14 protein-coding genes and 1 riboswitch are annotated in these 13,523 nt (G+C 72.0%); of the genes, 2 read left to right on the top strand and 12 right to left on the bottom strand.

Annotated features, from left to right (window positions below; translation table 11 throughout):
* Positions 1-33: 33 nt before the first annotated feature.
* The 6 genes from ABEA34_RS15120 to napA form a co-directional block, all read right to left on the bottom strand.
* Positions 34-309 carry a MoaD/ThiS family protein gene (locus ABEA34_RS15120; protein ID WP_345522182.1) on the bottom strand — a complete coding sequence of 92 codons (276 nt, stop codon included), beginning with the start codon at positions 307-309 and terminating at the stop codon, positions 34-36.
* Positions 310-324: 15 nt separating this feature from the next.
* Positions 325-1,593, bottom strand: coding sequence for a threonine synthase (gene thrC, locus ABEA34_RS15115; RefSeq protein WP_345522181.1), 1,269 nt, complete (start codon positions 1,591-1,593; stop codon positions 325-327).
* A 10-nt stretch (positions 1,594-1,603) separates the two neighbouring features.
* A riboswitch (SAM riboswitch) is annotated at positions 1,604-1,749 on the bottom strand.
* A gap of 83 nt (positions 1,750-1,832) precedes the next feature.
* The gene (gene lon / locus ABEA34_RS15110) at positions 1,833-4,145 is read right to left on the bottom strand and encodes an endopeptidase La (protein ID WP_345522180.1); all 2,313 of its coding nucleotides are present in this window, start codon (positions 4,143-4,145) and stop codon (positions 1,833-1,835) included.
* Positions 4,146-4,307: 162 nt separating this feature from the next.
* Complete coding sequence (gene otsB / locus ABEA34_RS15105; protein ID WP_345522179.1) at positions 4,308-5,150, bottom strand: trehalose-phosphatase; 843 nt, start codon at positions 5,148-5,150, stop codon at positions 4,308-4,310.
* Between the two features lie 63 nt (positions 5,151-5,213).
* Positions 5,214-5,711 (bottom strand): LytR C-terminal domain-containing protein, encoded by a 498-nt coding sequence (locus ABEA34_RS15100; protein ID WP_345522178.1) that lies wholly within the window; start codon positions 5,709-5,711, stop codon positions 5,214-5,216.
* Position 5,712: 1 nt separating this feature from the next.
* Positions 5,713-6,009: a nucleoid-associated protein NapA gene (gene napA, locus ABEA34_RS15095; protein WP_345522177.1), complete on the bottom strand. Its 297-nt coding sequence runs from the start codon at positions 6,007-6,009 to the stop codon at positions 5,713-5,715.
* 76 nt (positions 6,010-6,085) lie between these two features.
* Between napA and ABEA34_RS15090 the strand changes: the two genes are divergently transcribed.
* On the top strand, positions 6,086-7,099 hold the full coding sequence (locus tag ABEA34_RS15090; RefSeq protein WP_345522176.1) for a Gfo/Idh/MocA family protein: 1,014 nt from the start codon (positions 6,086-6,088) through the stop codon (positions 7,097-7,099).
* Here the strand turns inward: ABEA34_RS15090 and ABEA34_RS15085 are convergent.
* The 5 genes from ABEA34_RS15085 to ABEA34_RS15065 all read right to left on the bottom strand — a co-directional run bounded on the left by ABEA34_RS15085 (position 7,096) and on the right by ABEA34_RS15065 (position 12,085).
* Complete coding sequence (locus ABEA34_RS15085; RefSeq protein ID WP_345522175.1) at positions 7,096-7,734, bottom strand: LuxR C-terminal-related transcriptional regulator; 639 nt, start codon at positions 7,732-7,734, stop codon at positions 7,096-7,098. The genes ABEA34_RS15090 and ABEA34_RS15085 overlap by 4 nt on opposite strands.
* Positions 7,731-9,038, bottom strand: a complete 1,308-nt coding sequence (locus tag ABEA34_RS15080) for a sensor histidine kinase (RefSeq protein ID WP_345522174.1) — start codon at positions 9,036-9,038, stop codon at positions 7,731-7,733. Before ABEA34_RS15080 ends, ABEA34_RS15085 begins: the two co-directional genes overlap by 4 nt.
* Positions 9,039-9,111: 73 nt before the next feature.
* Entirely contained in the window at positions 9,112-10,026 is a 915-nt protein-coding gene (locus tag ABEA34_RS15075) for an oxidoreductase (protein WP_345522173.1), read from the bottom strand.
* The gene (locus tag ABEA34_RS15070; protein WP_345522172.1) at positions 10,026-10,862 is read right to left on the bottom strand and encodes an oxidoreductase; all 837 of its coding nucleotides are present in this window, start codon (positions 10,860-10,862) and stop codon (positions 10,026-10,028) included. Before ABEA34_RS15070 ends, ABEA34_RS15075 begins: the two co-directional genes overlap by 1 nt.
* Positions 10,859-12,085, bottom strand: a complete 1,227-nt coding sequence (locus tag ABEA34_RS15065; protein ID WP_345522171.1) for a hypothetical protein — start codon at positions 12,083-12,085, stop codon at positions 10,859-10,861. The genes ABEA34_RS15070 and ABEA34_RS15065 overlap by 4 nt, the downstream gene beginning before the upstream one ends.
* A 37-nt stretch (positions 12,086-12,122) precedes the next feature.
* Between ABEA34_RS15065 and ABEA34_RS15060 the strand changes: the two genes are divergently transcribed.
* A complete protein-coding gene (locus tag ABEA34_RS15060) occupies positions 12,123-12,683 on the top strand; it encodes a TetR/AcrR family transcriptional regulator (RefSeq protein WP_345522170.1) in 561 nt (186 codons plus the stop codon).
* Here ABEA34_RS15060 and ABEA34_RS15055 read toward each other — a convergent pair.
* Positions 12,680-13,492, bottom strand: a complete 813-nt coding sequence (locus ABEA34_RS15055) for a pseudouridine synthase (protein ID WP_345522798.1) — start codon at positions 13,490-13,492, stop codon at positions 12,680-12,682. The two genes, ABEA34_RS15060 and ABEA34_RS15055, sit on opposite strands and share 4 nt — an antisense overlap.
* Positions 13,493-13,523 lie beyond the last annotated feature (31 nt).

The raw sequence follows: 13,523 nt of genomic DNA, 5'->3' as shown, positions 1-13,523 counted from the left end.
CGTTACAGCCGGTTCGCCGACTCGGCGGAGGGATCAGCCGCCGGCGACGGCCGGGATGACCGAGACCTGGGTGCCGTCCGGGGTGGGGGTGTCCAGGTTGTCGAGGAAGCGCACGTCGTCGTTGCCGACGTACACGTTGACGAAGCGGCGCAGCGCACCCGACTCGTCGAGGATCCGGCCCTTGATGCCGTTGTAGCTCCCGTCGAGGTCGTCGAGCACCTCGGCCAGGGTGGCGCCGGAGGCGGTGACCTCGGACTCGCCACCGGTGTAGGTGCGCAGGATGGTCGGGATCCGGACGGAGACAGGCACGGAAGGGCTCCTACTTCAGGCCAGGCCGGTGGCGGCGAAGGCGGCGTACGTCGGTTCGATGGTCGCGGCGGGGCCGACCTTGCCGGAGACGGCGTCGAGGGTCTTGAGGCCGTGGCCGGTGTTGATGACGACGGTCTCGAGGTCGGTGTCGAGCTGACCGGTCTCCACGAGCTTCTTCAGCACGGCGACCGTGGTGCCGCCGGCGGTCTCGGTGAAGATGCCCTCGGTGCGGGCCAGCAGCACGATGCCGTCGCGCACCTCGTCGTCGGTCACGTCCTCGACCGCGCCACCGGTCTCGCGGCAGATGTCGAGCACGTAGATGCCGTCGGCGGGGTTGCCGATGGCGAGGCTCTTGGCGATCGTGTCGGGCTTGACCGGGCGGATCGCGTCGACGCCGGCCTTGTAGGCGACCGAGACCGGGGAGCAGCCGGCGGCCTGGGCGCCGAAGACGCGGTAGGGCTTGTCCTCGACGAGGCCGAGCTTGATCAGCTCCTGGAAGGCCTTGTGCACCTTGGTCAGCTGCGAGCCGGACGCGACCGGGATGACGATCTGGTCGGGCAGCCGCCAGCCGAGCTGCTCGGCGATCTCGTAGCCCAGCGTCTTCGAGCCCTCGGCGTAGAAGGGGCGCACGTTGACGTTGACGAACGCCCAGCCCTCCTCCTCGCCGGCGATCTCGGAGGCGAGCTTGTTGACGTCGTCGTAGTTGCCGTTCACGGCCACCAGGGACTCGGTGAAGACGGCGGAGTTGACCTGCTTGGGGTGCTCGAGGTTGCTCGGGATGAAGACGACGGTCTTGATCCCGGCGCGGGCGCCGGCGGCGGCGACGGCGTTCGCGAGGTTGCCCGTCGACGGGCAGGCGAAGACCTTGGCGCCCAGCTCGCGGGCGGCGCTGAGCGCGCACGCCACGACCCGGTCCTTGAACGAGTTGGTGGGGTTGGTGGAGTCGTCCTTCACCCACAGGTTGGCGATGCCCAGCTCGGCGCCGAGGTTGTGGGCACGGAGCAGGCGGGTGTAGCCGGGCTCGGTGTTGGGGCTCTGCTCGATGTCGGTCGGGACCGGGAGCAGCGCCTTGTAGCGCCAGATGTTGGCCGGGCCGGCCTCGATCTGCTCGCGGGTGACCTCACCGAACTCGTAGGCGACCTCGAGCGGTCCGAAGCACTCCGGACAGGCGTAGAAGGGGCCGAGCTCGACCTGGTGACCGCACTCGCGACAGGCGAGGTTGGTCGCGTTGCCGAACGCGCCCTCGCGCAGGGTGGTCGTCTTCTCTGCAACTACAGCGCTCATGAAGGCCTCCTTCTCATCTTCTCCGGCTGCGACGGTCGCGCCGGACGGAATTGGCACCGTCTCCGCGAACCGCATCCCGATGTCTCGGGCGGCGGAGGCTCGCGGCGGTTGCCGGGACTTCACAGGGCCGTATCCCTCTGTCCCTCTTGATGAGCTGGAAAGAACAGTACGCCGGCCGTCTCAGCATGTGCACATCAGATCCACATGCTGGACGACCGGCGTCCGTTGGTCGGTCGGTCTCAGGCGGCGGCGGTGGCCGCCTCCTGCACCGGCTCGAGCGCACCGCGTACGACGTCCATGACATCGCCGACCACGTGCACGGTCAACGCCTCCAGCACGTCGGCCGGTACGTCGTCCAGGTCGGGCTCGTTGCGCAGCGGCACGAAGATCTCGGTCAGACCGTTGCGCTGGGCCGCGAGCAGCTTCTGCTTCAGGCCGCCGATCGGCAGGACCCGGCCGTTGAGCGTGACCTCACCGGTCATGCCGACCTCCGAGCGCACCGGGCGTCCGGTCGCCAGCGACGTCAGCGCGGTCACCATCGTGATGCCCGCCGACGGACCGTCCTTCGGCGTGGCACCGGCGGGGACGTGGACGTGGATCGCCTTGTCGAAGAACGACGCCTCGACGCCGAGCTCGGCCGCGTGCGCCCGGACGAAGGACAGCGCGATCTGCGCGGACTCCTTCATCACGTCGCCGAGCTGACCGGTCAGGGTCAGCCCCGCCTTGCCCTCCGACGCGGACGCCTCGATGAAGAGCACGTCACCGCCCAGGCCGGTCACGGCCAGGCCGGTCGCGACACCGGGGACCGACGTGCGCTCGTGCGCCTCCGGCGTGAAGCGCGGCCGTCCCACCAGGCCCTTGAGGTCCGGCTCGTCGATGTCGACGTGCGTCTCCCCCGTCGCCAGCTTCGTCGCCGCCTTGCGCAGCGCCTTGGCGATGAACCGCTCCATCTGGCGTACGCCGGCCTCGCGGGTGTAGTTGGCCGCGATCTCGCGCAGCGCGGCGTCGGTGACGCTCACCTCGTCGGCGGTGATGGCCGCCCGCTCCAGCTGCCGGGGCAGCAGGAAGTCCCGGGCGATCGCGACCTTGTCGTCCTCGGTGTAGCCGTCGAGGGTGACCAGCTCCATGCGGTCCAGCAGGGCCGACGGGATCTGCTCGACCACGTTGGCGGTGGCGATGAAGACGACGTCGGACAGGTCCAGGTCGAGCTCGAGGTAGTGGTCGCGGAACGTGTGGTTCTGCGCCGGGTCGAGCACCTCCAGCAGCGCCGCGGCCGGGTCGCCGCGGTAGTCCGCACCGACCTTGTCGACCTCGTCGAGCAACACGACCGGGTTCATCGACCCGGCCTCCTTGACGGCCCGCACGATCCGACCGGGCAGCGCGCCGACGTACGTCCGCCGGTGGCCGCGGATCTCGGCCTCGTCGCGGACGCCACCGAGGGCGACCCGGACGAACTTCCGGCCGAGGGCCCGGGCGACGGACTCGCCCAGCGAGGTCTTGCCGACGCCGGGAGGACCGGCCAGCAGGATCACCGCGCCGGAGCCGCGTCCGCCGACGACCTGCAGGCCGCGCTCGGCGCGGCGGGCACGGACGGCGAGGTACTCGACGATCCGCTCCTTGACCTCGTCGAGGCCGTGGTGGTCGGCGTCGAGGATCTCGCGTGCGGCGACGAGGTCGGTCGAGTCCTCGGTCGTGACATCCCAGGGCAGCTCGAGGACGGTGTCGAGCCAGGTCCGGATCCAGCCGGTCTCGGGGCTCTGGTCGCTGGCGCGCTCGAGCTTGTCGACCTCCTTGAGGGCGGCCTCGCGGACGGCCTCGGGCAGCTCGGCGGACTCGACCCGGGCGCGGTAGTCGTCCGCCCCCTCGGGCTCGCCCTCGCCGAGCTCCTTGCGGATCGCGGCGAGCTGCTGGCGCAGCAGGTACTCCCGCTGCGTCTTCTCCATCCCGTCGCGCACGTCCTCACCGATCTTGTCGGTGAGCTCGGCCTCGGCGAGGTGCTCGCGGGTCCACGCGATCAGGGTCTCGAGCCGCGACTCGACGTCGGGGTTCTCGAGCAGCTCGCGCTTGCGGTCGATGGAGAGGTACGGCGCGTAGCCCGCGGCGTCGGCGATCGAGCTCGGGTCGGTCATCTGGTGGACCTGGTCGATGACCTGCCACGCCTCGCGGCGCTGCAGGACGGCGACGACGAGGCGCTTGTACTCCTCGGCCAGCTCGCGGGCGTGGTCGGTCACCACGTCCTCGACGGGCTCGACCTCGACCCACAGGGCCGCTCCGGGACCGGTCACGCCGCTGCCGATGCGGGCGCGGGTGCCGGCCTTGAGGACGGCGGCGGGCGACCCGCCGGAGAAGCGACCGACGCGGTCGATGGTCGCGATCACGCCGTACGACGCGTAGCGGTCCTCGAGCCGCGGGGCGACGAGCACCTGGCTGTCGCTGCCGGCGCGCGCGGCGTCGATGGCGGCTTGGGAGGACTCGTCGAGCGCGAGCGGGACGACCATCCCGGGCAGCACGACGAGGTCGGACACGAACAGAACCGGAAGACTGGTGGACACGATGTCCTCCCTCTCTGGGAGTTGAGTGATACCGACTCAACTTCCGGGAGGTGCCCGGTGTTCCGGAGACTGCCTCCTGTTCACCGTGGGCGAACGGCTGGACCGATACCCACGGGCGAGATGGTCGTTCTGACGGTCAGAAGACAGCCGACTCGCCCGTGGCTATCCCGCCGCGCGCGCGTCCGCCGTCAGCTGCCGGAGCAGGTCCATGACGCCCTCGGGGCCCTTGACCACCACGTCGGAGAGGGGCACGAGCGCACTCTCCTCGGAGGACGCGGAGCAGACCAGGAGGGTGGGCAGGCCGCGCTCGCGCAGGTCGGCGACGGCCTCGAAGGCCTCGACGTCGCCGAGGTCGTCGCCGGCGAAGAGGAAGGCACCGGCGTCGAGCTCGGCGACCAGGGCCTCGACGGCGAGCCCCTTGTGCATGCCCGAGGACCGGACCTCGATGACGTTGCGGCCGGGCTCGGTGATCAGGCCGTGCTTCGTGGCGAGGTCGCCCACGAGAGGCAGGAGGCGCTGGAACGCGGCGTCGGAGTCCGGCAGCCGCCGGGTGTGGACGGCGACCGCGAGCCCCTTGTCCTCCACCCACGCGTCGGCGGCGTCGGCGCGGCGCAGCACGCCGGTGAGCTCGCGCTCGAAGGAGGCCAGGCCGCGCGGCGGGCGCGGCGAGACGATCCGGCGGCTGGTCGAGGACCACCGCTCGTTGCCGTACTGGCCGAAGACGTAGAGGTCGGCGTCAGCGCTCGCGAGCGCGTCGCCCACCTCCTCGAGGCCGCCGAGGTCGAGCACCTGGCGGGCCGGCCGGCCGGTGATCACCGCGACGGCGGCGACCTCACGGGCCAGGTCGAGCAGCACGTCGGAGGCGTCCTCGTGGATGTGCGCGCGCTCGGGGTCGTCCACGATCGGCGCCAGCGTGCCGTCGAAGTCGAGGCCGACGACCGCCCGCGACGCAGCGCGCACCAGCTCGGCGTACCGCCGCTCCCCGTCGGTGGAGGTGAACTCCATGGGTCAACCCAACCATCCACGCGGCCGCACCGGGTGGCCGGGCGGCGAAATGTGGCGAACGGCTCAGTCGAGCGGGCCGGTGAGGATCAGCGTCAGCCGGTCGCGGCGCATCGGGTCGACCGCGAGGGCGGTGCGCCGGATGCCGAGGTCGAGCGCCAGCGTCTTGGCCGCGCGCTTGAGCCGCTCCGGGTAGTAGACCGTGGTGCCCGGGATGGTGCCGTACCAGTTGTCGGAGCCGACGACCTTCCAGCCGATGTTGCTCGTCCGGTCAGCGACGTCGCCGGCGAGGCCGGTGATGCCGGAGTTGTTGTAGACCTCGACGTAGACCTTGCCGCGCTGCACGGCGGGCTTGGGCTTGGGCTTCGGCTTCGCGCTCGCGGAGTACGACGGCGACGCGGTCGGCTGCTCCTTGACGACCGTGGTGACCTCGCGCTCGGTCGGCTCGCTGCCGCGGGTCGCGACGAACGCGACGCCGGCCATGGCGACGGCCAGCACGCTGAGGATGACGACCGGGGACGGGAAGACCGCACCCTTCTGGTTCCTGGGCTGGTAGCGGGCCATCTCAGACCTCGAAGCCGAGTCGGCGCGCCGAGCGCTGGCGCTGGCGGGCGGCCCGGAGGCGGCGCAGGCGGCGGACCAGCAGCGGGTCGGCCTCGAGCGCCTCGGGACGGTCGATCAGGGCGTTGAGCACCTGGTAGTAGCGCGTCGAGGACATGTCGAACTTCTCGCGGACCGCGGTCTCCTTGGCGCCGGCGTACTTCCACCACTGGCGCTCGAACTCGAGGATCTCGGTGTCGCGGTCGCTGAGACCCGGCGTGGCGTCGCCCACCTCACCGGTGAGCGCGTTCGCGGCATCCATACCAGGCACTATAGGCGGCGAACCACACCGATGTGATTCGAAGGGGCGGCGAGTCGCCATCAGTAGGGTCTGCCCCATGAGTGACGACATCCGCTGGGGCATCCTGGCGACCGGCAAGATCGCCCACACGTTCGCCCGCGACCTCGCGCTGGTGCCGGGCGCGACGCTCGCGGCGGTGGGATCGCGCCGACTCGAGGCCGCCCAGGACTTCGCCGGGCAGTACGGCGCCGCCGCGGCGTACGGCTCCTACGAGGAGCTGGTCGCGGACCCCGGCGTCGACGTCGTCTACATCGCGACCCCCCACGCGTTCCACCTGGACAACGCGCGGCTGTGCTTCGAGGCCGGCAAGCACGTGCTCTGCGAGAAGCCGGTCACGCTCGACACCGCCGACGCCGAGGAGATGGTCCGGCTCGCGGGCGAGCACGACCGGTTCCTCATGGAGGCCATGTGGACGGCCTGCCACCCGGTGATCCGGGAGCTGCGGGCGCGGCTGGCCTCGGGCGAGTTCGGCCGGCCGCGGCACCTGCACGCAGAGCTCGGCTTCCGGGTCGACGCCGGCCCCGACGACCGGATGCTCGATCCCGCGCTGGGCGCCTCCGCCCTGCTCGACATGGGCATCTACCCCCTCACCGTCGCCCACCTGATGCTCGGCGAGGCCGAGCTGCTGACCGCGACCGCCGACCTGTCCGACCGGGGCATCGACCTCGACGTCGCGGTCGCCGGCCGTTACCCCGGCGGCGCGCTCGCGACGATGACGGCCTCGATGACGTCCTACTCCTCGCGCCGGTGCTCGATCGCCACCGACCAGGGCCGCATCGACTTCGACGACTTCCACCACCCGACCAAGGCCGTCTTCACACCGTACGTCGAGGGCGAGGGCAGCTGGGTCGTCGAGCCGGGCCAGCCGGTCGAGATCCTGGGCGAGGAGCCCGTCATCGGGCAGGGCTACGGCAACGAGATCGCCGAGGTAGGCCGCTGCCTGCTGGCCGGCCTGCGCGAGAGCCCGCTGGTGCCGCACGAGCAGACGCTGACGCTGCTGCGCCAGATGGACGACGTACGCCGCCAGGTGGGCGTGACCTTCCCGGGCTAGCCGAGGAAGCGCAGCACGGCGGCGACCCGCCGGTGCGCGGTGTCGTCGTCGGGGGGCAGCCCGAGCTTCGCGAAGATCCGCTGGGTGTGCTTCTCGACGCCTGCGAGCGACACCGACAGCGCGGCGGCGATCGCGGCGTTCGACTTCCCCTCCGCCATCAGCGACAGCACCTCGCGCTCGCGCGGCGTGAGGTCGGCCAGCGGGTCGCGGTTGCGGCCCATCAGCTGCCGCACGACCATCGGGTCGAGCACGGTCCCACCGGCCGCGACGGCCTGCACGGCGCCGAGGAAGTCGTCGAGGTCGCTGACCCGGTCCTTGAGCAGGTAGCCGACCCCGCCGTCGCCGGTGGCGAGCAGGTCGTCGGCGTACGACACCTCGACGTACTGGGAGAGGACCATCAGCCTGGCCTCCGGCCACGCCCGTCGTACGTCGACCGCGGCGCGGAGTCCCTCGTCGGTGTGGCTGGGCGGCATCCGCACGTCGACGATGCCGAGCTCCGGCCGGAGCTCGAGCACGGTCGCGGTGAACGACGGGCCGTCGGCGACCGAGCCGACCACCTCGTGGCCGGCCTCGGTGAGCAACAGCTGGAGACCCTCCCGCAGCAGCAGGGAGTCATCCGCGACGACGATCCTCATCCGGCGAGCACCGGGATCCGGGCGACGAGGACGGTCCCGGCGCCCTCGGGCGAGGTGATCTCGAGCGTGCCGTCGACGGCCGTGAGGCGCTGGCGCAGCCCGGCGAGGCCGAGGCCCTTCGCGGGGTGCGCCCCGCCGACGCCGTCGTCCTCCACGCGGACCTCCACCTGGGAGCCGGCGTCGACGACGGAGACCGAGGCCGACGTGGCGCCGCTGTGCTTGGCGACGTTGGTGAGCGCCTCGGCGACCACGAAGTAGACGGCGGTCTCGACGTGCGGCGGCAGCTGGGCGGGTACGTCGATGCGCGCCTCGACCGGGACGACGCTCTGCGCGAGCATCTCCTCGAGCGCGGCGGCGAGGCCGCGGTCGACGAGCAGCGGCGGGGCGATGCCGCGGCTGAGCGAGCGGAGCTCGGCGACGGTCTCGCGGGCCTGGGCCAGCGCCTCGTCGATGGTGGCGGCGGCGCGGCTCGGGTCGTCGGCGACCTGACGCTTGGCGCGACCGAGGTCCATCGTGAGCCGGACCAGCCGCTGCTGCGGACCGTCGTGGATGTCGCGCTCGAGGCGGCGCATCGACTCGGCCTCCGCCACCCGCGCGGCGTCGCGGCCGCCCTCGACCCGGGCGACCTCGTGCTGCAGCTCGGCGCGGCTGCTCAGCAGCACCCAGGCCAGGCTGGCGTGGATCACGGTCACCAGGCGGACCGCCCACGGCAGGGTCAGCAGCAGGACGACGCCGAGAGCGAGGTTGAGCAGGCTCTCCGTCGTCCGCCCCTCGCCGAGGCCGAGGAGGTCCGCGAGCCCAGACTCGTCGCCCTCGGGGATCCAGTGCTGCCAGAACCAGTAGGTCAGCCCGGTCACCGTGGCCGTCCACCAGGCGAGCGTGACCGCGAACGCGAACGTCCCGGTCGCCAGACCGACCAGTGCCCAGACCACGTCGAGCCAGGACTGGGCGTCCTTGAGCGGCGTCAGCTGCCGACGCCAGAAGCCGGACCCCGCGGGGGCGCAGAGGTAGCGCGGCGTCGGGGCCTCGCGGCCGAGCATCCCGCGCAGACGGATCCGCTCGAACCGCGCGAACCCGCGGGCGACCATCACGCCGACCGAGATCAGCAGGATGCCGCCGATGAAGATCGCGAGCCCCAGCCCGAGCGCCAGGTCGATCACCACCACGATGAACGCGACCAGCGCGATCGGGAACGCCGACAGGCTGTAGGCACTCTCGTACAGCACCCGGCGTACGCCGCGGGGTCGCTCGACCACCCGCGGGGTCGTGGGTGTCGCGGTGGGCATGGTCAGGGTCTCCGTCATGGCATCAACGCTAGGAATCGCGGGGCCGATCCACGATCCTGCCAGCCCGACAGTCCTGGTCGGGCCAGCCCGACTAGAACGCGTCCACCCCGGTCACGTCGGCCGACCAGGCCCACAACCGGGCGGCCGCGTCCGGGTCGAGCGCGTAGGCGCGTACGCCGGCGGTGGTCTGCGGGCCGTCGGGCACGACCTCCGCGACCGCGCAGTCCTCGAGGTAGAGGCCGCCCCGGCCGTCGAGCTCGGGCGAGGTCGACGCCCAGACGGCGGTCGCGGCGCCCTGCTCGGGCGAGCGGAAGTCGGGGAGCACCAGGTTGCCGTCGTCGTCGAGGGTCGACACGGCCTGCAGGTCCTCCACCAGGAGGTGCCGACCGAGTGACGTGAGGATCGCGCCGGGGTGGAGCGAGAAGGCGCGCACGCCCTGCTCGCGGGCGAGCCGGTCGAGGTGCACGGCGAAGAGCACGTTGGCGGTCTTGGACTGGCCGTAGCCGAGCCACTTGTCGTAGCCGGTCTCGAACCACGGGTCGTCCCACCGGAAGTCCGAGAGGTGGTGGCCGGTCGACGACACGCTGACGACCCGGGCGCCCGTGCCGATCGCCGGCCACAGCCGGTTGACGAGCGCGTAGTGGCCGAGGTGGTTGGTGGCGAGCTGGAGCTCCCACCCGTCGGCGGTCCTGGTCTCCGGGCAGGCCATCACGCCCGCGTTGTTGATGACGACGTCGAGCGGCCGGCCGCTGGCGAGCACCTGGCCGGCGTACGCCGCGACGCTGCCCTGGTCGGCGAGGTCGAGCTCGCCGACCTCCACCCCCTCGATCTCCGCCAGCACCCGCTGCGCCTTCTCGGGGCGCCGGGCCGACGCGAGCACGTGCGCGCCCGCGCCGGCGAGCGCGCGGACGACCTCCACGCCGATGCCGGAGTAGCCGCCCGTCACCAGCGCCGTCCGGCCGGTCAGGTCGATCCCGTCGAGGACCTCGGCGGCGGTCGGGACCATCACTCGCCCCTCGGCAGGTCGGTGTCGACGGTGACGGCTTCCCACTCGTCGATGGAGGCCGTCATCTCGGCGAGCTTGGCGCGGACCGCGGCGAGCACGTCCTTGCCGAGCAGCAGCCGCAGCGGCGGCGCGTCGAGCCCGGCCACCATGACGACGGCCTCGCCGACCTTGCGCGGGTCGCCGGGCAGGTGGTCGGCGAACGCCTTGATCAGGTCCTTGCGGGCACCGACGTCGGCGGCGTACGCCTCGATCGGCGCCGCCGTCTCGTGCATGGACCGCTTGGCCCAGTCGGTCCGGAAGGCGCCCGGCTCGATCGCGGTGACCTTGATGCCGAGCGGGCCCACCTCCTTGGCGAGCGCCTCGGTGAGCGCCTCGAGGGCGAACTTCGTCGAGCTGTAGTAGGCGTTGGGCGGATTGGCGACCAGGCCCGTCATCGAGGAGATGTTGATGACGTGACCGCTGCCCTGCGCGCGCATGCCGGGCAGCACCGCCTTGAGGGTGTCGACCACGCCGAAGTAGTTGGTGTCGAAGAGCTGTCGCACGTCCGCGTCGTCGCCCTCCTCGATCGCCGACAGGTAGCCGTAGCCGGCGTTGTTGACCAGCACGTCGATGCCGCCGAAGGCGTCGGTCGCTGCGGCGACGGCCGCGTCGATCTGGGCACGGTCGGTGACGTCGAGAGGTACGGCGAGGGCGTCCGCGCCGTACGTCTCGACGATGTCCTCGACGTCCGCGACCTTGCGGGCCGTGACGACGACCTGGTGCCCGGCCTCCAAGGCGGCTCTGGCGATCTCGCGGCCGATGCCGGTCGAGCAGCCCGTGACCAGCCAGCGGCTCATGCCGTCACCTCCGGGAGCCGGCGCAGGTACGCCGTACGCCGCTCGGCGAGCTGGGCGGCCCGCTCGTCGGGAGTGATCCGCGGCCCGTCGATCTGGTCGAGCTTCACCACCCGGCCGGTCGCCGAGAGGTCGGAGCGCGGACCGCCGTCGGGGAACTCCGCCATCCGCAGCGTGAGGATCCCCTCGAGCAGGCCGTCGGTGTCGATCCAGTTGTGGACACCGGGGTCCTGGGCGCTGATCACGTAGGTGTAGGTGCCGTCCTCGTTGGCGATCGACTGCGCCTTGTTGAGGCTGCCGGTCTTGTCGAGGATGTCGAGCGTGGTGCCCCAGATGGTGGAGAGCGGGACGGTGAAGTACTCCGCTCCTCCATCGCTGACGTCGACCACGAAGGCCTCGTCCGGCGCGAGCACGAAGCGCCCGGCGACGTACACCTGGTTGCGCAGCCCGCCGGTGTGATCGGCGGTCCAGGCGAGGGCGAAGTGGTTGGCGGGCGACTTGTACATGCCGTGGCTGAGCTTGCCGGTGAAGTCGGCGAAGTGGGCCATCATCCGTGCTGTCGCCTGGGCCTGCTCGTCGAGCGTCAGCGCCGGCCTCGTCGGCGCACCCCCGAGCCGCTCCACCGTGAACGCGTTGGGGTCGTCGCGGCCCCAGTCGAGCAGCACGTCGCGGACGTAGAGCTCGTGGGCCGCCGGGGTCGAGCGGACGTGGTTGGGCCGGCCGTTCGCCGGGTCGGAGTCGACCGTGATGAGGAAGGACCCGTCGTCCTCCACGTGCATCCGGCGCCCGTCGAGCACGTCCACGGTGCCCATGTGGGCGTCCCAGAGGGTGAAGTAGTTCTCGGTCATCCGGTGCGCGCCGACCCGGCCGCGGATCTCGTAGCGCTCGTCCCCGGAGATCGGGACCACGCGGTAGACGGAGTCGGGGTTGTCGATCCCCCAACGGGTGCCCGGGATCCGGCGCCCGTCGATCTCGTGCTCCAGCCGGGTGATCGTCGTGACCTTCGGCCGCAGCGGGTCCTGGTTGGAGGACCAGACCGCCGCGGAGAACATCACCTCCTCGTACGCCGCCGCGAACCGCTCGCGCATCTGCTCGCTGGCCTTCGCGCGACCCAGCCAGGTCTCGGCGACCTCGGCGTACGCCGCCCGCACGGTCGGGTGCTGGACCAGCTCCAGGGCGGCGAGCTCGTGGGCGTGCTGCTCCCCCGTGGCGATCGGGTGCGACATGCTGCTCCTCAAATGTCAGTTCTGACATAATCAGACCATGTCGAAGGCCGCCCGCACCAGAGCCGCGTTGCGGGAGGTGGCGCTGCGCCACTTCGTCGCCGACGGGTTCGAGGCAGCGAGCGTGCCGGCGATCGCGGCGGAGGTCGGGGTCACCGAGCGCACCTTCTACCGCCACTTCGCGACCAAGGACGAGGTGCTCTTCGGCGACGTGGCCGACCGGCTCGCGTGGTTCGCGACCGCGATGCGCGACCGGCCGGCCGACGAGGACCTGGTGCGCTCGGTACTCACCGCCCTCGGCTCCGCCCCCACCGACCCGCAGCTCCTCAGCGAGATCGCCCGGCTGCGCGCCGCGCTGCTCAGCGCCGAGCGGATCGACCGCACCTTCCGCGACCGCCAGGGCGCGATGGCCACGGAGCTGCGCGCGATCCTCGGCGAGCGCGGCGAGTCAGGGCTCGACGCCGCCGTGCACGCGGAGGTCGTCGCCGGCGCGGTGTTCGCCGCCCTCGCCGTGTGGACCGAGGGCCCCGCCCCGCACGACGTACGACGCCTCGGCGACCTCACCCAGCAGGCGCTCGAGCAGGTCCGCCCGGCGCTCTAGAGCGGGAGCGTCCGCTCGCTGACGAAGGACCGCTCGGTCCCGTCGACCGGGTCGGTGAACGCGAGGTCGCTCGCGAGCAGCTGGAGCGGTCGGGAGAAGTCGTCGATCGAGACCTCGCGCACGACGGGGTAGAGCGGGTCGTCGACGATCGGGATGCCCAGGCCGTAGAGGTGCAGGCGCAGCTGGTGGGTGCGGCCGGTGCGCGGCGACAGCCGGTAGGTCCCCAGGTCGCCGTCGGTCGACTCGAGGTCGACGTGGGTCTCGGCGTTGACCGGCGCGCCGGGCACGACCTCGGCCCGCCAGGCGCCGCGCTCCTTCGTGATGTGGTTGCGGACGATCACGGGGAGCTCGAGGTCCGCGCGCCACGGGGCCAGCGCCCGGTAGGTCTTGCGCACGGCACCGCGCTCGAACAGCTGCTGGTACGGCGCCCGCCACCGCCGCTCGGTCGCGAGCATCAGCACCCCGGACGTCACCCGGTCCAGCCGGTGCAGCGTCGACAGCTCGGGCAGCCCGAGCTCGTCCCGCAGCCGGACGACCACGCTCTGGACGACGTGGTCGCCCCGCGGGATGGCCGAGAGGAAGGCGGGCTTGTCGACGACCACGAGACGCTCGTCGCGGTGGAGCACCGGAAGCCCCCCGGGCACCTCCGGCTCGTCGCGCAGGTCCCGGTGGAACCACACGAACGTGTACGGACGGTAGGGGTCGTCCTCGCGCACGGGCCGGAGGTCGTCGTACACGAACCGCTCGGCGAGCAGCAGACCGACGACGTCGACCCGCGGCGCGAGCCGGTGGCTCAGCCAGGCGCCCATCGTCGGCCAGACGGGGGCCGGCTCGCGGTCC

This window comes from Nocardioides conyzicola, assembly GCF_039543825.1.
Taxonomy (GTDB): Bacteria; Actinomycetota; Actinomycetes; order Propionibacteriales; family Nocardioidaceae; genus Nocardioides; species Nocardioides conyzicola.
This window is presented reverse-complemented; position numbering and strand designations above follow the sequence as displayed.

Bases quoted from the DNA above. Each gene is read 5' to 3' on its own strand.
- napA (WP_345522177.1), bottom strand. From the start codon at position 6,009: ATGGATGCCGCGAACGCGCTCACCGGTGAGGTGGGCGACGCCACGCCG.
- ABEA34_RS15080 (WP_345522174.1), bottom strand. From the start codon at position 9,038: ATGACGGAGACCCTGACCATGCCCACCGCGACACCCACGACCCCGCGG.
- otsB (WP_345522179.1), bottom strand. From the start codon at position 5,150: ATGGAGTTCACCTCCACCGACGGGGAGCGGCGGTACGCCGAGCTGGTG.
- ABEA34_RS15065 (WP_345522171.1), bottom strand. From the start codon at position 12,085: ATGTCGCACCCGATCGCCACGGGGGAGCAGCACGCCCACGAGCTCGCC.
- ABEA34_RS15100 (WP_345522178.1), bottom strand. From the start codon at position 5,711: ATGGCCCGCTACCAGCCCAGGAACCAGAAGGGTGCGGTCTTCCCGTCC.
- thrC (WP_345522181.1), bottom strand. From the start codon at position 1,593: ATGAGCGCTGTAGTTGCAGAGAAGACGACCACCCTGCGCGAGGGCGCG.
- ABEA34_RS15085 (WP_345522175.1), bottom strand. From the start codon at position 7,734: ATGAGGATCGTCGTCGCGGATGACTCCCTGCTGCTGCGGGAGGGTCTC.
- ABEA34_RS15055 (WP_345522798.1), bottom strand. From the start codon at position 13,492: ATGGGCGCCTGGCTGAGCCACCGGCTCGCGCCGCGGGTCGACGTCGTC.
- ABEA34_RS15090 (WP_345522176.1), top strand. From the start codon at position 6,086: ATGAGTGACGACATCCGCTGGGGCATCCTGGCGACCGGCAAGATCGCC.
- ABEA34_RS15060 (WP_345522170.1), top strand. From the start codon at position 12,123: ATGTCGAAGGCCGCCCGCACCAGAGCCGCGTTGCGGGAGGTGGCGCTG.
- ABEA34_RS15075 (WP_345522173.1), bottom strand. From the start codon at position 10,026: ATGGTCCCGACCGCCGCCGAGGTCCTCGACGGGATCGACCTGACCGGC.
- ABEA34_RS15070 (WP_345522172.1), bottom strand. From the start codon at position 10,862: ATGAGCCGCTGGCTGGTCACGGGCTGCTCGACCGGCATCGGCCGCGAG.